Origin of the sequence: Mesorhizobium sp. B263B2A (genome assembly GCF_020165775.1) — a bacterium.
Classification (GTDB): domain Bacteria; phylum Pseudomonadota; class Alphaproteobacteria; order Rhizobiales; family Rhizobiaceae; genus Mesorhizobium; species Mesorhizobium opportunistum.
The window spans coordinates 331,608-348,022 of the sequence record NZ_JAIUIU010000002.1 but is presented as its reverse complement, the minus strand read 5'-3'; the positions used below and the strand labels follow the sequence as shown (position 1 = coordinate 348,022).

18 protein-coding genes and 1 pseudogene are annotated in these 16,415 nt (G+C 62.7%); 11 read left to right on the top strand and 8 right to left on the bottom strand.

Translation table 11 applies throughout. The features are described from left to right. Positions 1-95: 95 nt before the first annotated feature. Positions 96-1,997, bottom strand: coding sequence for a DNA ligase D (ligD, locus tag LB568_RS07010; protein ID WP_318013242.1), 1,902 nt, complete (start codon positions 1,995-1,997; stop codon positions 96-98). Between the two features lie 54 nt (positions 1,998-2,051). Further along, entirely contained in the window at positions 2,052-2,237 is a 186-nt protein-coding gene (locus tag LB568_RS07005) for a DUF3606 domain-containing protein (protein WP_224729683.1), read from the bottom strand. A 610-nt stretch (positions 2,238-2,847) separates the two neighbouring features. Between LB568_RS07005 and LB568_RS07000 the strand changes: the two genes are divergently transcribed. After that, a complete protein-coding gene (locus LB568_RS07000) occupies positions 2,848-3,177 on the top strand; it encodes a DUF736 domain-containing protein (RefSeq protein ID WP_224729682.1) in 330 nt (109 codons plus the stop codon). A 76-nt stretch (positions 3,178-3,253) separates the two neighbouring features. On the opposite strand, the gene LB568_RS06995 is transcribed toward LB568_RS07000, so the two are convergent. Beyond that, positions 3,254-3,439: a helix-turn-helix transcriptional regulator gene (locus LB568_RS06995; RefSeq protein WP_140572155.1), complete on the bottom strand. Its 186-nt coding sequence runs from the start codon at positions 3,437-3,439 to the stop codon at positions 3,254-3,256. 236 nt (positions 3,440-3,675) lie between these two features. On the opposite strand from LB568_RS06995, the gene LB568_RS06990 reads away from it, so the two are divergent. From LB568_RS06990 to LB568_RS33445, 4 genes and pseudogenes are all read left to right on the top strand, one after another. Then, complete coding sequence (locus LB568_RS06990; protein ID WP_224729681.1) at positions 3,676-4,290, top strand: hypothetical protein; 615 nt, start codon at positions 3,676-3,678, stop codon at positions 4,288-4,290. Positions 4,291-4,417: 127 nt separating this feature from the next. Further along, the gene (locus LB568_RS06985) at positions 4,418-4,618 is read left to right on the top strand and encodes a transcriptional regulator domain-containing protein (RefSeq protein ID WP_224729680.1); all 201 of its coding nucleotides are present in this window, start codon (positions 4,418-4,420) and stop codon (positions 4,616-4,618) included. A gap of 55 nt (positions 4,619-4,673) precedes the next feature. Further along, positions 4,674-5,174 (top strand): DUF2285 domain-containing protein, encoded by a 501-nt coding sequence (locus LB568_RS06980; RefSeq protein WP_224729679.1) that lies wholly within the window; start codon positions 4,674-4,676, stop codon positions 5,172-5,174. Positions 5,175-5,454: 280 nt separating this feature from the next. After that, positions 5,455-5,523 (top strand): annotated as a pseudogene (locus LB568_RS33445) (hypothetical protein); the annotation flags it as partial. 2 nt (positions 5,524-5,525) lie between these two features. On the opposite strand, the gene LB568_RS06970 reads toward LB568_RS33445, so the two are convergent. The 5 genes from LB568_RS06970 to LB568_RS06950 all read right to left on the bottom strand — a co-directional run bounded on the left by LB568_RS06970 (position 5,526) and on the right by LB568_RS06950 (position 12,236). Continuing rightward, positions 5,526-7,703: a beta-galactosidase gene (locus LB568_RS06970; RefSeq protein ID WP_224729677.1), complete on the bottom strand. Its 2,178-nt coding sequence runs from the start codon at positions 7,701-7,703 to the stop codon at positions 5,526-5,528. 24 nt (positions 7,704-7,727) lie between these two features. Then, the gene (locus tag LB568_RS06965; RefSeq protein ID WP_181180395.1) at positions 7,728-8,630 is read right to left on the bottom strand and encodes a carbohydrate ABC transporter permease; all 903 of its coding nucleotides are present in this window, start codon (positions 8,628-8,630) and stop codon (positions 7,728-7,730) included. Continuing rightward, on the bottom strand, positions 8,630-9,550 hold the full coding sequence (locus LB568_RS06960) for a carbohydrate ABC transporter permease (RefSeq protein WP_224729676.1): 921 nt from the start codon (positions 9,548-9,550) through the stop codon (positions 8,630-8,632). Before LB568_RS06960 ends, LB568_RS06965 begins: the two co-directional genes overlap by 1 nt. Before the next feature lie 79 nt (positions 9,551-9,629). Beyond that, positions 9,630-10,940, bottom strand: a complete 1,311-nt coding sequence (locus LB568_RS06955) for an ABC transporter substrate-binding protein (RefSeq protein WP_224620550.1) — start codon at positions 10,938-10,940, stop codon at positions 9,630-9,632. Between the two features lie 90 nt (positions 10,941-11,030). Then, a complete protein-coding gene (locus LB568_RS06950) occupies positions 11,031-12,236 on the bottom strand; it encodes an ROK family transcriptional regulator (RefSeq protein ID WP_224620549.1) in 1,206 nt (401 codons plus the stop codon). A 766-nt stretch (positions 12,237-13,002) separates the two neighbouring features. On the opposite strand from LB568_RS06950, the gene LB568_RS06945 reads away from it, so the two are divergent. From LB568_RS06945 to LB568_RS06920, 6 genes are all read left to right on the top strand, one after another. Beyond that, positions 13,003-13,329: a DUF736 domain-containing protein gene (locus tag LB568_RS06945; protein ID WP_224620547.1), complete on the top strand. Its 327-nt coding sequence runs from the start codon at positions 13,003-13,005 to the stop codon at positions 13,327-13,329. 292 nt (positions 13,330-13,621) lie between these two features. Beyond that, positions 13,622-13,903, top strand: a complete 282-nt coding sequence (locus LB568_RS06940) for a helix-turn-helix transcriptional regulator (protein WP_224620546.1) — start codon at positions 13,622-13,624, stop codon at positions 13,901-13,903. Positions 13,904-13,920: 17 nt separating this feature from the next. Next, entirely contained in the window at positions 13,921-14,976 is a 1,056-nt protein-coding gene (locus LB568_RS06935) for a replication initiator protein A (protein WP_224729675.1), read from the top strand. After that, positions 14,973-15,464 (top strand): DUF2840 domain-containing protein, encoded by a 492-nt coding sequence (locus tag LB568_RS06930; RefSeq protein ID WP_224729720.1) that lies wholly within the window; start codon positions 14,973-14,975, stop codon positions 15,462-15,464. Before LB568_RS06935 ends, LB568_RS06930 begins: the two co-directional genes overlap by 4 nt. Beyond that, positions 15,461-16,006, top strand: coding sequence for a S26 family signal peptidase (locus tag LB568_RS06925; protein WP_224729674.1), 546 nt, complete (start codon positions 15,461-15,463; stop codon positions 16,004-16,006). Before LB568_RS06930 ends, LB568_RS06925 begins: the two co-directional genes overlap by 4 nt. Before the next feature lie 35 nt (positions 16,007-16,041). Further along, positions 16,042-16,371, top strand: coding sequence for a DUF736 domain-containing protein (locus LB568_RS06920; RefSeq protein WP_224620542.1), 330 nt, complete (start codon positions 16,042-16,044; stop codon positions 16,369-16,371). Positions 16,372-16,415 lie beyond the last annotated feature (44 nt).

Below are 16,415 nucleotides of genomic sequence, written 5' to 3'. Positions count from 1 at the left end.
AAACGGGGCCGGTCTTGGCAAGTTCCAAAGAATCCTTGGCCCCGATGGCGCGGCGTTGGCAAAACGGGCGTGGGTTCTCCGCGGCCCGCGGGGCGCTACAGATGTGGCAGGGATTGGTCAGCGCGCCCCCAGCCCGCCAGAGCCTTGGAAGCCGCTCGTTTCTTCAATTCCGGAGCGTCGCCGATATGGAAATGCGAGGGTGCATCGATGGTCTTCATCTCCGCCCAGGTGATCGGCGCCGCCACGGGAGCACCCGGCCGGGTTCTCGCGCTGTACGGCATGATCGCGGTCGCCCCGCGCTGGTTGCGCAGATAGTCGACGAAGATGCGACCCTTGCGGCGGGCCTTCGACAACACCGCCGTGAAATGGGCCGGGTCGCTCTGGGCGACCGCCTGAGCCAGGCGAGACGCGAAATCCTTTACCTCCGGCCATTCTGCCTGGGGGGTCAGCGGAGCGATCACATGCACCCCCTTGCCGCCCGTCAGCATCGGGAAAGTCGTCAGTCCCAGCGATTTGAGGATGTCGCGGAATTGAAAGGCAGCGGCGCGCACGGCTTCAAAATCCAAGCCCTCATCCGGGTCCAGATCGAACACCAACCGGTCGGCTTTTTCGACGTCCTCGATGCGGGCGCCCCATCCATGCAGCTCAATCGTTCCCATCTGGACGCAGGTCATCAGCCCGTCGGCATCGTCCACATAAAGGTACGGCTCCTCGTGTCCGTCCTTCTCGGTGATCCCGACGTGGTGGACCTTGTCGCCAAAGCTGCCGGCGTCGTGTTTTTGGAAAAAGCACTTCTTCGCGCGGCCCTGCGGGCAGCGGACCAGACTGATCGGCCTGTTGCCGACCCAGGGAAGCATGACCTCGGCGAGCTCGGCGTAATGATCGGCTAGCTGTCCCTTGGTGATGTTGGATTCCGGGTAGATGACGCGGCCGCGATTGCTGATCGCGATCGTGCTGGTTGCCGGCGACGTCAGGGTTGCCGTGCGGTGTTCCGTCTCGAGCACGACGGCCCCCGGCTTCTTGTCCTCGCGCAGGCCAAGATAGCTTGGATGACGCAGCGTTCCTTCATTGGTCATCTCGGTGAACGCGATCTCGGCGACAAGCTTGGGACGCAGCCAGTGGGCGCCGCGAACCTCCGCGCGCGGCGCATCGACCGTGGCGGCTTTCTGCTCGAGCGGCGCCATGGTCTTCATCAGCCGGGCCATCTCGGCGGTATCGAAACCGGTCCCGACCTTGCCGGCATAGCGCAGCTTTCCGCTATCATGGACGCCGAGAATCAGGGATCGAAACGCGCGATCCTTGTCCGACGGCGTCCAGCCGACGAGCACGAATTCCTGACGTTTGATGCACTTGATCTTCAGCCAGCTGCCGTCCCGGGCTCCGACATAGTCCGAATCCGCGAGCTTGGAGATTACCCCTTCCAGGCCGGCGTCGCAGAAGCGGTTCAGCAATTCTTCTCCACGCCCCTGGATATGATCGGAGTAGCGAAAGATGGGGTTCCTGGCCGGCAGAATGGTCTCCAGTTTCTCCTTGCGCTCCAGGAGCGGAAGCCTCGTCAGGTTTTCGCCATCGAGCTCGAGCAGGTCGAATGCGAAATAGTCAATGCTCGCCGGAGCACCTTTCAATGCGTTCTGAAGCGCCTGGAAACTGGATCGTCCCTCGGTGTCGGTGACGACGGCCTCTCCATCGATAAGCGCCGAGCGAACCTTGAGCTTGCGTGCCTCGGACAGGATCGAGGGAAAGCGGTCGGACCAGTCGAGACCGGAGCGCGTATAGGCGCGCGCCTCTCCGCCACCCACCGCGACGAGAATGCGGTAGCCATCGTATTTCATCTCGTGAATCCAGCGATGGCCAGGGGGAACCGTGTCCACCAGTTTTGCGAGCTGGACAGGCCGGAAGGCAGGTGGCGTGAGTTTGGCCGCGCCCCGCGACGCTGGCTTCGCAGGGGGAGTTGAAGATCCTCTAATCGTGGCGCGACGCGACGCTGACTTGCTCACCGAATTGACTCTCACCAAACCCAACTGTCCGACGCGCCATTCCCGACGCGCGGCCTATTTCTTTAGTTTCTGCGCGGCGGCATTGAGCTTGTCGCGATCGTTGCCGACCCGCTTGATGAGCGCCTCGGCCTGATCTTTGCCGATGCCGTGCTTGCGAGCGAAGTAATTGACCTCGTAGCCTTCATCGCCGGAGACTTGCCGAGGGTCGGCGGCGCCTCGCTTCGATTTGTTGTCTGCCATTGTCGGCTCCTTGCTTCCATAGCTGCGACGTCACGACGTTCGACCTGTAACGTTTTGGGTCGTCTTGCGATCCTGAGCCGGCAAGAAATTCAGCGGCGCGCCGGAGAACCAGCGTCCTCACTTCATGTTGTCGATGTGCAGATCCGGAATGTAGAGGTCGCGGCGGCGCAACTTGGTTAGCTCGCGCGGGCCGGGCGCCGAGCCACCATTGCGGACCAGGTGGCGGTCGCCTCATGCCGACGTGATAAGGGCTTGCTACAGCCTCTGCCAAGCGACATCGAAAGACATCTTGGAGACCGGTGGCTTGATCTTCTAATTGCATGGGCCGCCATTTCCTCCCTCTCCCAGTTCGCGGACTGCACCAACGACCTCTCGAACGGGCTGATCTGGCCGAAGGACGGCTGAAGCCTCGAGCGCCTATGCCGCAATGGCGCAGCGCGCGTTTCTTCCCCTGGGCAAGCCCATTCCTCGCGGAACCAAGAAACGCGCGCCTGCGCCATCCTCCGCTTCGCTGCGGTCGCAAGCGATGCGGCCGCGGTCGCCTCCGGCCTCACGATCGCCATCGAGGTCGCATGGTGCGGGCTCGGAAACGAGAAAACGGAGACTGAAAATGGCTACCATTGGCATTTTCAAGAAGACCAATACGAACGAGTTCACCGGCGAGATCGTCACCCTCAGCGTCCAGGCCAAGGGCGTGCGCATCGTCCCCGACACAAGGGCCAGCGGCGAGAACGCTCCGAGCCACCGCGTGGTGGTCGGCAAAGCCGAAATCGGCGCCGCCTGGTCCAAGCGCTCCAATGAGGGCCGCGACTATCTCGGGCTCAAGCTGGACGATCCGAGCTTCACCGCTCCGATCTACGCCAACCTCTTCGCCGACGAGGAAGGCGATGGCCACAGCCTCATCTGGTCCCGCCCCAACAACCGTCGCAACGGCGAGTAACAGTTAAGCCAGCCCGTTCGACTTCGGTCGGACGGGCTTCGGCATCTGACAGCTGGCTTCAGCGGCGGAGCCGCGATCACCTGCTCTTTCGCAACAGAATTCCGTTGCTGGGCAGTACTTCGATGCCAGCTCTCTCAAGCGCATTCACGATCGCTAATATATTGTTTGCGATTGGAGTCCGAGCGCCGCGTTCGAAATCAGCGATTGTCTGCCTTGCGACGTTTGCCGCCCGGGCCAAATCATCTTGGCTCCATCCCAACATTGCACGCGCACCACGGCACTGTTCGGCGCTGAAATTCGCCGCCCTATCGCCAATATTCTGATTGACCTCAATCAATTTGTATATTATCCCTGCCTCGAACTTGCGGTCGAAGAGGGTGCGCAAACACCCTTTTCGACCTGACCAAACGCCAAGCTGTGTGGAGCTCGGATCATGGCTGATTCCGACAATACCACGACTTTGCCTTCCGTCACGCTGGGATGGGAGCTCGATCTCCGTTGACCGCAGAGCGTTCTGAGCCTTCTGCTGACCATGCAGCCGAAGATCAGCCGCAGGCCGATCCAGCGCTTGTCCTGTCCCTTGCCTGGATCGACGCTCACGTTGGGATGCTGGCCTCCTGTGTCCGGCAGCAGCAGGCTGAGGAGGGGTTCCTGGAGAGCGGCGCGCTCTTTCCTGTCGGCGAAGTGATTGGGCGCGGGGAGGGGGCTTGCGCCGACCGCGACTGTCCTGGTTTCCTGAAGGAAGAGCAGGATGCCGCTGAAAAGGCGGATGCCTTATTGGCTCAGATTGCGGCGACGCCTGCCCAATCTTTTGCGGGTGTCGTGGCTAAGCTCGCGGTCATCCTTCGTGAGGCAAGTGACAACACAGACCTCTGCGAATTTCCGTTGCCGCATATCCGCTCTGCTTTGGCCGATCTAAGGCGCCTCACGCACGAAGCGACAGGCAACGAGCCTGCCGGCTGGCCCGCAGGCGACCAGTCGATCGGCGCGCTGTTCGAGCAGCCTGCGTCATCGTTCGCCGCCTGGCGCGCCTTCGGTGCCTGGAGCCAGGGCAATGATGATGAGTATCGCGCCTGGACGGACACTTTCAAAACACTGCAAGGCGCGAGCTAGTAGACATCCCAAAAATCTCCACTTGATCGCTCAGCTCCGAGATCGCTATTCGTCCCTGCGTCAATGACGGAATCCAAGGATTTCGTTCAACGCTTCGTCCCCCTATCAAATACTTGAGAAGGGAAGAATGCGGATGAAGCCGGATACATCGCAATGGCGCGACCCACAGGCATATGCATTCGTCAAAGGCGCCGCCCCCGATGCGATCGCCTGGGAGTTCCTGCGACGTAATCCCCAGTATCAGCAGGACTTCGCCGCCTCCCGATCGGCCAAGGCGATGCACGCATTGCGCAAGCGCTGGGGTTTGCAATTTCGCAGCGAGACCTGATCAGTCCGCCGTCGAGCAGCCCGTCTATTGGGCGCCTCAGGTCGACCCTGGGGTCGTGACCCTCGTCGAGGTTCCGCGGGATCTGCGAGCGCAACAGGGCATCGCCTTCGATGTCCCCTTGGCCGCCGGCCGCCTTGACGAGGTCGGCCTTCACATGCGCTCTTCGCCGGGCGGCACGCAACTGGCGCTCCTCCGCGACGCGAAGCCAGGCGAAACCCTTGCCGCCATCATCCCGCTCGACGACATGGCGCACGACCGGCTCCAAGCGATCGAGCGTTTCATCCGCTCTATCCACAGGCAACACGTTCCCGACGCCCGCTTGACCACGGCCCAGCGCCGGCGCCTAGGCCACATGCTGCGATGCCTTGATGGTCGCGCCCAGCAGGCTTCCCATTTTGAAGTCGCGACCGCCTTGTTCGGTCCGCGGCTGGTCAGCGCCGCCGACTGGCACGACTCCACTTTTCGCTACCAGACATATCGCCTCGTGCGCGACGGGCTGAGCATGGTCGAGCGCGGCTATCGCCAATTGCTGCGCGCGCGGCGGCGTCATCTCTGACGAGTGCCGGTCGAGTTGTCCGCCTACTTGCGCTGTTTGCGAGCCGACGCCTACTCTCATCCTGAAAAGAATGGCAGCTTTGCGCCCCGTGTCGGCTGTTGAGATCAAATTCGCCGTTTCATCAAAGCAGCCGTTCGGCTTGGGCGACATGATGTCCGGGATTGGCCCCAAAGCGGACACGGGTCCATAACTTCCCACCCCTTTGCCGCGCCAGCCGTCATACCCGCGACGATCAGGTCGAATATTTCGACCCGACGCGGTTTTTTGTTGGACAGATTTCGTGGCTTTCGAGGGTTTGAGTGTTGCCAGGGAGCTGAGTCCGCATCTCCCAGGCGACGTGGCAATAATGGGTTACGACAATACAGCCCTTTGCGATCTCAGTATCACCTGGTCGAGTTCGATGATGCTGCAGCCATAGGCGGGGAGCCACAGCTTACCGCCGCGAATTTTGCCATCGCCGAGCAAATCCTTGCCCGCGGGGACATTGCCGATGCTTGCCGGCTCGCCCAGCGTGTTGAGGATGAACAGCAGGCGGCGGTCCTTGCTCTCGCGGATGTTCGCTTCGACGCCGGCCGGTATGTCGGCGATGAGCGGCACGATACCGGCGGGCGCCAGAACCTGATCGGCCAGCACCTCGACCAGAGCATCGCTGAGGTAGGTGCCGAGGTAGATCACATTGCCCTTGCCGACTTTGCGCGAAGTCATCGCGGCTTGGCCCTCGGCGAAGCGGCTGGCCCAGTTGCCGATAACCTCGGTGCCGGGCGCGACGTTAAGCAGCTCATAAAGATGCGCCGCCGTCACCTGCGCATTCCCGATCTTGAGCTCGTATTGGCGGCTCGCCGACGACGCGGGCAGCTTCTTGCGCACCGTGTTGGCGCCGAAGCGGCCGCCATGCTCGAACAGGCCGTCGCCGCCGATCGGCGTCAGCAACCCGAACTCCTCGACCGTGATCCCGGCCAGCGCCGAGAGCGTCTTGCCCGGAGAGGTGTCGCGGATGACGTGATTGTTAACGTCGCGCGACCCGGTGCGGCCGCCCAGGATTACCGTTCCACCCGCCTTGGCGAAGGCCTCGATCCGCGCCGTCCACGCATCGGTCCATTTCAGCCAATGCGGCACGTAGAGCGCCTTGAGCTTGCTGAGATCATCCTCGGGATGGATGAAGCCGCAGGCGATGTTGTGGCGGTAGCAATAGCGGTGTAGCAGCGTCGCGTCGTCCTGCGGGCTCGGCATGCCGACGGGGTAGGAGCGGTGCATCTCCTGATTGTCGAAATCTGATCCGGCGATGCCCAAATCCATGCGCACATGCGTGCCGAGTATCTTGTCCTTGAGCGCCGTGACCTCACCCGCAAACTGCTTGGCCTCGTCGTAGCGCCGCCTCGGGATGTCGTCGTGATCGATGATGCCCATCCAATAGATCTCGGCGCCGAAATGCGCCGGCCGCCAGCGGAAGAACATCACGCCATCGGCGCCGCGCGCCACCGACGTATAGGCCATGCGGCGCATCTCGCCGGGTTCGGGCGTCAGCGTCGAGATGTTCGGCTGCGCACCGAAGCCCGATTGCTGCTCGGGCACGATGAAGTTGCCGGTGAAGCCGCGGCAGATGTCGAGATGCAGCGCCTGCACCTCGCCGACGCCGCCTACCCGCTGCATCTCGTCATAGAGATGCGGGTAGATGTCGAAGCCGAGAAAATCGAGATCGGTCGAGAACTCGCCGCGGAAGTCGATGTCGTCGATCCGCCCCAGATTGTGGAAGACGAACCAGTCTGGATTGGTGGCGCGCAGGATCAGCACCTGATCGTGCTGGAACCGCGCCGTGACGAAGGCGAGGAAGCGGTGATAGTCGACCACATGGGTCGGCCCGACCGGGGCTGGGGCGTAGTCGAGCGGGAGCACCACTTGATCGAAATCGTCGTAGGCGGTGGCCCAGAAATGCCCGCCCCACGCATCGTTGAGCGCGGCGATAGTCTTGTACTTGTCCTCGAGGAAGGCCTGGAACTCGGCCAGAGTCACCGGACCGTAGGACAGCGATCCAGAGGTATTGAACTCATTGTCCGTCTGCCAGCCGATGATGTGCGAATTGCCGCGATAATGCTCGGCCATCGCTTTAGTGATGCGCTTCGAATGCTTACGGAACACTGCGCTCGCAAGATTGGCGTGCTGGCGCGAGCCATGGCTCATGGCGCGGCCATTGGCATCGACGCGCAACACTTCGGGATAACGCGCCGTCAGCCAGCGCGGCGGCGTCGCCGTCGGCGTGCACATGATGGTCTTGATGCCAGCCTTGCCCAGCACATCTATGGCTCGGTCGAACAAATCGAAGTCGAACGTCCCCTCATGCGGCTCGATAATATGCCAGGCGAATTCCGCAAGTCGCACCGTGTTGAAGCCCGCGGCTGCCATGCGGTCGGCATCGCGCTGCCAATAGCTCTCATCGACATGCTCGGGGTAATGTGGGCTACCGACGAGGAAAGTGTCGGTCGCGATCGGCCGCCAGACAGAGAGCGGCGCGGATTTCGAGGCGGTCGTCATAGGCGGAAAACTCCAGGCGATAGTCTACTTGATGGCGCCGGCGGTGAGGCCGCCCTGCCAGAACCGCTGCAGCAGCAGGAATACCACGATGACCGGGATGATGCTGACCAGAGCGCCGGTGATGATGATCGAGAACAGCACCTGTCCGCCGCCACCGCCCTGCTGCGCGAGCTGATACCAGGTCGCAAGGCCCACCGTGATCGGCTGATATTCCGGCGAGCGCAGTACGATGAGCGGCAGGAAGTAATTGTTCCAGGTCCCGACGAACGAGAGCAGCGCCACGGTCACCATGCCCGGCGCCACCAGCCGCAGCACGATGGCGCGGAAGATCACGAACTCGCCGGCGCCATCGAGACGCGCTGCGTCGAGCAGTTCGTCGTCGACGCCCTGCTCGATATAGACGCGCATCAGATAGACGCCGATCGGCGAGATCATCGATGGCAGGATCACGCCCAGCGGATTGTCGCTGAGTCCCGAAAGTGCCAGCAGCAGGAAGGTCGGCACGACGAGGGCCGTCTGCGGGATCATGACAGCGCCCAAGACCAGCGCAAACAGCAGATTGCGGCCGACGAATTTGAATTTGGCTAACGCATAGCCTGCCGCGGTAGCCAAGATCGCGGCACCGAGCCCGGCGACGGTCGAATAGAGCAGGCTGTTGAACATCCAGCGCATGAAGACGCCGTTGTCGCGCGCCAGCAGATCGCTCAGATTCTGCCAGAGGTTGAACTCGGTGCCGAAGCCGAAGCCGAACGTGGTGAACAGGTCGCCATTCGTCTTCGTTGCCGACAGGACCAGATAGACCAGCGGCATGAAGCTGTAGAGGAGGAACAGTGACAGCAGCAGCGTGAGCATGATCCGCGAGCGCCGCCTTTCGCCAGGCCGGCGCCTGGCAGCTTCGAAAGTGGCGATGTCGGTGGTCGCAGTCATCATTGCTCCGGCCGACGGCGGTTGGCGATCAGGGTGAAGATGTAGGAGGCACCGGCGATCACGATGCCAAGCACGAACGAAACGGCGGCCGCATAGCCATACTGCTGGTTCTTAGTCGCCAGAGAATAGGCATAGAGGTTCGGCGTGTAGCTCGAATTGATGGTGTTACTGGCGAGCGCGCGCATCAAGTACGGCTCATTGAACAGCTGCAGTGTGCCGTTGATCGAAAAGATGATGGTGAGCAGGATCGCCGGCCACAGCAGCGGCAGCTGGATCATCCGCGCAAATTGCCAGGGCGAGGCGCCGTCCATCCGCGCGGCCTCGGCGAGGTCCGACGGGATCGCCTTCAGCGCGGCGTAGTAGATCACCATATTGTAGCCGACATATTCCCACGTCACGATATTGGCCAATGAGAAGATCATCGCGCCCGGCGACAGGAAGTCCGGCGGCGGCAGGTTGAACGCCTTGGCCATCTGCGTGAACGGGCCGAAGGTGGGGCCGTAGAGATAACCCCAGATGATCGTCGCGATTACGCTCGGCACAGCGTAGGGGAGGAAGAAGCCGAGCCGGAAGACTCCCTTGGCATAGACCTGACCACGATCGAGCACGATGGCGAACAACAACGCCAGGGCCAGCATGATCGGTACCTGCACGATGCCGAACAGAACGAGGTTCCACACGCCGCCCCAGAATTTGGCGTCGTCCGCGACCTTGATGTAGCTGGCTGCACCCGCGAACTGTCGTCCGCCCACAAGCGTGTCGCGGTAGAGGCTCATGTAGAACGCATAGACTAGCGGCGCGATGATGAAGGCGATAAACAGCAGCATGAAGGGCGCCAGGAACAGATAGGGTGCGAGCCTTCGTGACGTAAAACCGCCCAATCGCGCTGGGCACGTCGCTGCGGTTGGCGAATTCGACATTGCCATGGGTCCTCCGTCCGGCAAGATGAAGAGATCGGGCGCGCCGATCAAGGCGCGCCCGGCCGGTGCCCGGGAGGAGTTAGGCCACGGTGAAGCCTTGGTCCTTCGCGTAGGTAACCACGGCGTCCTGGACGCGGTCGAACGCATCCGACAGCGTGCCCTTGCCGCTGATCGAGGCGCCGAATTCATCGGACATCGACTGGTAGAGGAAGCCCTGGAACGGGCTCCACTCAAACGGCGCCACGGCACTCGCCGATTTGGCAAACACTTTGTTCACCTCCTGGCCGCCGAAGAATTCCGGCTTGGCGCTCGCCCATTCCGGGCTCGACAGCAGCGCGTTGGTACAGGGGAAGAAGTTTTGCTTGGTGGTGTAGAGCTTTGTGGCTTCGGGGTTCGTGTTCAACCAGATCGCGACTTCGGCGGCCTCGGGCAGATGCTGGGTTGCTTTCATCACGGCCAGCGATGAGCCACCCCAAGCGCCAGTCACGAACTTGCTCGCGTCCCACTGCGGCAGATCGGCGGCACGCCATTTGCCCACGCTGGTCTTGGCGACCGAGGTCAGGAACAGCGGACCCCAGCCCGCAGCGAGCCAGGTGGCATAGCGACCCGAGTCGAGGCCGGTGTACCACTCATTGTTGAAGCCCGGCTTGGTCTCGATAACACCCGCGATGATAAGGTCCTGCCAATAGGCGGCGAAGTCCTTAGCAATCTTGTCGTTGATCCTGATCACGAGCTTGTCGCCATCGCGGCTAACCGGCTTCCAGCCCATCGGCCACAACAGACCCAAGACCCAGTCGGCGTTGGCTCCGAACGGCGCGTCGGTCATGAACACAGTCGGATCGGCCGCATGGATCTTTTTGCCCGCATCGGCAAACTCGGCCCAGGTGGTGGGCGGCGTGATCCCATGCTTGTCGAAGATGTCCTTGCGATAGAGCATCGCCATCGGACCGTAATCCTGCGGCGTGGCGTTGACCACATCGCCCATGGCGACCTGCGCCCATAGGCCTTCGGGGAACTCGCCCTTATGTGCATTGGCGTACTGGCCGATGTCTGCGAGGGCGTTGACCTGGCGGAAGCTCTCGAGGTGCTGGTATTCGATCTGGGCGACGTCCGGCAGGCCGCTGCCCGCCTGCAGGCCCGCGCGGAGCGCGTTATACAACGGGTCCCCCTGGCCGGGATTCACGAGTTCGATCCGGATGCCCGGATGCGCGGCGTTGAACATGTCTACCTCAAGCTGGAGATTTGGCACCCACGACCACACAAGCACCTTGACGGGCTCGGCACCGCGAACTGCCGCAGGCAGACCCGCTACCACAACGCTCGCACCCGCAACTTTCAAGAAGTCACGACGCTGCATCATCCGCCCAAGCGGATTGAAAATCTTCGTCATTGAAGTCCTCCCACGAAAGATACGCTCCCACACGACGTAGGGCGCGGTTTTTCTTTCAGTTAGAAACTTAATGCCGACATGCGGTCGCTGTCAATTGCGATCGATTGATCTGTAGTCGGCCATCACGAGGCTGTCGGCAGGGTTGAGGGTCGTCGCATCGAGCACCAGACGCACCGCGCCCAGAACGATATCGCGGTGGCCCAGCGCGCCCATCACGAGGCTTGGCGGGTCATACACATTGCCCTTGAGGCGGTGCCGCAGCACATCGAGCACCAGATCACCGCCGCCGACGATCCGGCCCGCCAGTACGATGATTTCCGGGTTCATGAAGGCAGCAACACTGCCCACCGCCATCGTCGCATAGTCGAGCAACTCGCTGACAACCGGCGCGATTTTGTCCGCCTGCCGGTCGGTGACTGCGGCCAGGGTGAGCTTTCCCGCCGCATACTGGTTGTTGGCCTCTTCGAGCATCTTGGTCGCCTGTTCGGGGATGCCGAAAAAGCGCAGTGATTGCTTGTCGCCCAGATGTTCGAACGGCCGCCCGGTGAGGAGTGGGTCGTCGAGATACCAGCCGATCTCGCCCGCCGCATGCGAGTGCCCGCCATAGAGCTTGCCGTCGATGACGACGCCCGCGCCGGCGCCGGGCCCGATCGAGAGGCTCACGACGCTGTCGGCGCCACGCCCAGCCCCAAATCCCCATTCGCCCACGGCGGCGAGGTTGCGCCCGTTTTCGACGACGATGGGCATCTGAAAATGCTCGCTGAGCCGCGCCCGCAACGGCATGTCGCGCCAGCCGAGACCGAGCGTCAGCACCACTTCGCCCGCCGGCTGCCTGACGATCGAGGGCAGGCCAATGCCGATGCCGCGAATGGTCTGGCCGCGCGGATGGGGGGCCGCCATCAGCCGGCGGATCAGGCCGACCAGCTTCTCGAAATTGCGCTCGCTATCATCGTCGGCGGTCTCGTGCATTTCGGTCTGCACGACGCCCTCGAGATTGGCCACGGCGCCATAGAACTCGCCCTTGCCGGCCTCGATGCCGAGGATCGCATGCGCCGCGCCGCGGAACTTGATGCGTGCCCGGGGACGGCCCCGGACATTGGCCTCGTCAAACCCGTCATACGCCACCAAATCCTCGGCAATCAGATCCTCGATCACCCGCATCACCGTCGGGATGCTGATGTTCAGTCGCTCGGCGAGGCTCGATGGCGAAATCACCCCTTCGGTGCGGATCAAATCCACCACGGCCGAACGATTGAGTCGGCGTAACAGGCTCGACGTCGTGGGCTGGCGCTTCATTCATGGACCAGTTGCAAAAGGCCGGCGGACCGGCAACGAGCGTCGGCATAGACCAGAACCGTGCCAGAGTCCGCCTTTTTCTGATGACGCCCAACGTCGGTTGTCGCTCCGCAGTGAAAGCTATCGCGGTAGCCCGTTCGATGACTACGGCGATCCGTCGCGTGCGCCCGAGCCCTCCGGAGTCATGCTCTTACTCGTGCAAATGACTGACTCCGGGTTGCTTCAATCGGTTACGAGCTCGTCCGCCTTTGACGCGCAACCAACATCAATGACCGTTTTTGGCGCAGAGCAGTGCGCACTACACTCGACGTAAGGGTCGGCGTTCTTGCCAGTCATCTTGAAGCTGCGAGGCCGTTAACGGCACCAACCAGACATACTCGGTACGCCGCCGTGTGCTGGCGCTAGCTTTCATTCAAGTCACGTCAACCCGTTATCGGCGGACATCTCGGCCAGCAGTTCGCTTCATTCTTGATAGCCAGTGCGCGGTTCCCTCCTCCTTCATTTCAAAGAGCGCACCAACGACCTCTCGAACGGGCTGATCTGGCCGAAAGACGGCTGAAGCCTCGACCGCCTATGCCGCAATGGCGCGTCGCGCGTTTCTTCCCCTGGGCAAAGCCCATTCCTCGCGGAACCAAGAAACGCGCGCCCTGCGCCATCCTCCGCTTTGCTGTGGTCGCAAGCGATGCGGCGGCGGCGCCTTCGGCCTCACGATCGCCATCGAGGTCGCATGGTGCGGGCTCGGAAACGAAGAAAACGGAGACTGAAAATGGCTACCATCGGCACTTTCAAGAAGACCAATGCGAACGAGTTCACCGGCGAGATCGTCACTCTCAGCGTCCACGCCAAGGGCGTGCGCATCGTCCCCGACACAAGGGCCAGCGGCGACAACGCCCCAAGCCACCGCGTGGTGGTCGGCAAGGCCGAAATCGGCGCCGCCTGGTCCAAGCGCTCCACCGAGGGTCGCGACTATCTCGGGCTCAAGGTCGACGATCCGAGCTTCACCGCTCCGATCTACGCCAACCTCTTCGCCGACGAGGAAGGCGAGGGCCACAGCCTCATCTGGTCGCGCCCCAACCGCCGCAACGGCGAGTGAACTGGCCAACGCCTCGCCCGGCACCGGGCGAGGCGTCTTCTGCCGGTGAGCGCGGAGCTTTCCGCCGCGCCATCACCGGGCTTCCTGTCATCAGCTACGTTGCTTGATGCGATGGCGTGAAGAGGGTCGAGCGCGGCTATTACAATTGCTGCTCACGCCGGCGCCAGTGCCTGAAGGCCTCTCGGTGGTGCGAAATAGCGCCCCTCAATTGCGCACCTGATCACCGTCCCCACGCTCCTCCATCCTGGCCATCGATCGCCGTTCAATCGCGACGACGCCAAGGAGACACCCGATGAACACCGACGCAGCGCCATTGCCGCCGCGCTACCTGCGCACTTCGGAAGCAGCGCATTTCCTCAGTCTTTCCGCGCGTACGCTGGAAAAACACCGCACCTACGGGACCGGGCCTGCCTATCGAAAACTCGGCGGCCGCGTCGTCTACGCCGTCGACGACCTCCAGGCCTGGGTCCAGCGCGGCGCCATGACGTCGACATCCGATCCGCATGGCTCGGTGCTGCCCGCCAAGCCTCAAGCCGCCCGCCTGATCGCCTATGCCGGGCGCGAGAGGCGCTGACCCGGCTGATCTCCTCTATGTCGGCACGACCACGCCAACCGTCGGAACGCGGACAGCTTGATCTGTTCCACGCGCTGCCCGGTGTCGTCGCCCCACGCGATGCGCAGGACCTCATGGCCTATCCCTTCTTCTCGCTTGCCAAATCCAGGCGCATCGCGCCGATCGACTTTCGCGCCGGCGATGTCACGATCCGTGTCGAAGCGATGCCCGACCACGGCATGGCGACGATCTGGGATGCCGATATCCTGATCTGGGCCGCGAGCCAGATCGTCAACGCGCGGGATGCCGGATTGCGCACGTCGCGCCTGATGGCCGCGACGCCATACGAAATGCTCACCTTCGTCGGCCGCGGTGTCTCGAAGCGAGACTATTTGCGCCTCAAGGCCGCGCTCGATCGCCTGCAGTCGACAAGCGTCGTCACCTCCATCCGCCAGCCCGCCGAAGGCCGGCGGCATCGCTTCTCGTGGATCAATGAATGGCAGGAGCGTTTCGATCGAAACGGCCGCCCGCTTGGCGTCGAATTGATTTTGCCGGATTGGTTCTATCGCGCCGTCATGGATGACGCGCTGATCCTGACAATAGACCGGGCTTATTTCGGGCTGACGGGCGGCCTGGATCGGTGGCTCTATCGGCTGGTGCGCAAGCATGGCGGACGCCAGCGCGCTGGTTGGCGTTTCGACATCCGGCATCTGCATCAGAAGTCCGGCAGCCTCTCGCCGCTCAAGCGCTTCGCCTTCGAGCTGCGTGACATCGTGCGGCGCCAACCTTTGCCGGGATATCTGCTGTTCACGGAAGTCGAAGCCAGCGGCCGTGTGCTGCTGGCGTTCGAACCGGCGCCCGCGCCTGTTGACGGGATCGTGCCATCGGGAACCCGCACTATCGTGCCATCGGGAACCGCATCCTCGTGCTTTCGGGAACCGCGATCGGCCTTAAGGGACGGGCCGGCAACGGAAAATCGCGCTCTTAACTTAGAGTCTAACTCTCAATCTAACAGTCTTGCGCGCAAGCCGCGGACTGACGGTTGGGAGCAGAACCGGCGGTGCGTTGGCTGGCGCGCGGGAGACGACACATGACGTCGTCTGCCCAATCGATGCCGCGCGGCAAACTCACGATGGTCGAGCTGATCTGGATCGAGAAGCGGACCGAGCATCGCATCCGCTTCGGACGCCCTGCCGATCAGACGATCATCGACAAGCGGCGCCGCGTCGTCGGATTTGCGCCAGGCCGTGTTTTTGCGATCGTGCGCTGGGCGGCGAATGACTTCGGCACTGTCATTTCGCGCATCGACATCGTGCGCGCGGTCTTGCCCGATCAAGGTTATCAGACGCTGCCTTACATCAGGCCAGGCGGCGAGATCCTACTCAAGATCGCCGGTTGGGACAAGGTTGAGCGGGTTCTTCAACGGATCGACGCGATCGAGGCGATCGGTCTCGATCCGGCCGAAGCCGCACCGGACTATTGGCGTCAGACCCACAACCGTCTCATTGCCGGCGCAACGCCGCGTGCCTATTCGCTCGAGCAGCACCGCGCCTTTCTATTGCGCAAGCGGGTGACCTCATGAGCCGCGCCGCCTGCATAGCCGCGGCACTCGCGGCCGTCCTCGCGACCGTCGCTCCGGCTGTTGTGGAGATGCCGCCGCTGCTGCTGTGGAACGCGTCGGCCAGCGCGCCGCTTGGGCTCTATGCGATCAGGAAAATGACTGTTCCAACGGCTGGCGCGCTCGCTGTCATCGAACCGCCAGACAAGGTCGCTCGGCTCGCCGCCAAGGGTGGCTACCTTCCGCTCGGCGTGCCGATGCTGAAACACATCGAGGGACTGCCCGGGCAGCAAGTCTGCCGCGCCGGCCTCCTCATCACTGTCAACGGGCTTGCGCTGGGTGTTGCACTGGAGCGCGATCGCAGGGGACGCGCGCTGCCTGACTGGCAGGGCTGCCGCATCATCGCCGCCGCCGAAATCTTCGTCATGAATCGGAAGGTGGAGGACAGTCTCGACGGCCGCTATTTCGGCCCGTTCCCGGCGAGCTCGATCGTCGGAGCCGCGCTGCCGCTTTGGACCGACGAGCGGGGCGATGGCCACTACACCTGGCTCGCATCGACAAACTGAAATTCAGTCCAGCCAACAAGAGAAGGAGATCATCCATGGCCGAGATCGGCGTCTTCCACAAAACAGAATCGGGTTATTCCGGACGCATTCGAACGCTGCTCGTGGATGCCGAGCTGATGCTCGTGCCGACCAAACTATCTGACGGCAAAGCGCCGGATTTTCGCATCCACATCGGCGACCGCAGCGGCCCCGAGGTCGGCGCGGCCTGGAAGGAAACCGGGCAAACGGCTGGCGATTACCTGTCTTGTCGGCTCGACGACCCGCTGTTTGGCCGGCGCTTTCGCGCCGGTCTCTTCCGATCCGACAACGGCTCCTGGTCGCTGCGCTGGATCCGGCCGAAATCGCGGCCGGAGCGTGCTCGATGAGCGGGCCATCGGCGCCCAAATGCGCGAACGGAAGCCGCTCCGTC

Bases quoted from the DNA above. Each gene is read 5' to 3' on its own strand.
- LB568_RS06940 (WP_224620546.1), top strand. From the start codon at position 13,622: ATGAACACCGACGCAGCGCCATTGCCGCCGCGCTACCTGCGCACTTCG.
- LB568_RS06985 (WP_224729680.1), top strand. From the start codon at position 4,418: ATGCGGATGAAGCCGGATACATCGCAATGGCGCGACCCACAGGCATAT.
- LB568_RS06995 (WP_140572155.1), bottom strand. From the start codon at position 3,439: ATGTTGGGATGGAGCCAAGATGATTTGGCCCGGGCGGCAAACGTCGCA.
- LB568_RS06925 (WP_224729674.1), top strand. From the start codon at position 15,461: ATGAGCCGCGCCGCCTGCATAGCCGCGGCACTCGCGGCCGTCCTCGCG.
- LB568_RS06960 (WP_224729676.1), bottom strand. From the start codon at position 9,550: ATGTCGAATTCGCCAACCGCAGCGACGTGCCCAGCGCGATTGGGCGGT.
- LB568_RS06920 (WP_224620542.1), top strand. From the start codon at position 16,042: ATGGCCGAGATCGGCGTCTTCCACAAAACAGAATCGGGTTATTCCGGA.
- LB568_RS06930 (WP_224729720.1), top strand. From the start codon at position 14,973: ATGACGTCGTCTGCCCAATCGATGCCGCGCGGCAAACTCACGATGGTC.
- LB568_RS07005 (WP_224729683.1), bottom strand. From the start codon at position 2,237: ATGGCAGACAACAAATCGAAGCGAGGCGCCGCCGACCCTCGGCAAGTC.
- LB568_RS07000 (WP_224729682.1), top strand. From the start codon at position 2,848: ATGGCTACCATTGGCATTTTCAAGAAGACCAATACGAACGAGTTCACC.
- LB568_RS06970 (WP_224729677.1), bottom strand. From the start codon at position 7,703: ATGACGACCGCCTCGAAATCCGCGCCGCTCTCTGTCTGGCGGCCGATC.
- LB568_RS06955 (WP_224620550.1), bottom strand. From the start codon at position 10,940: ATGACGAAGATTTTCAATCCGCTTGGGCGGATGATGCAGCGTCGTGAC.
- LB568_RS06965 (WP_181180395.1), bottom strand. From the start codon at position 8,630: ATGACTGCGACCACCGACATCGCCACTTTCGAAGCTGCCAGGCGCCGG.
- LB568_RS06945 (WP_224620547.1), top strand. From the start codon at position 13,003: ATGGCTACCATCGGCACTTTCAAGAAGACCAATGCGAACGAGTTCACC.
- LB568_RS06935 (WP_224729675.1), top strand. From the start codon at position 13,921: ATGTCGGCACGACCACGCCAACCGTCGGAACGCGGACAGCTTGATCTG.
- LB568_RS06950 (WP_224620549.1), bottom strand. From the start codon at position 12,236: ATGAAGCGCCAGCCCACGACGTCGAGCCTGTTACGCCGACTCAATCGT.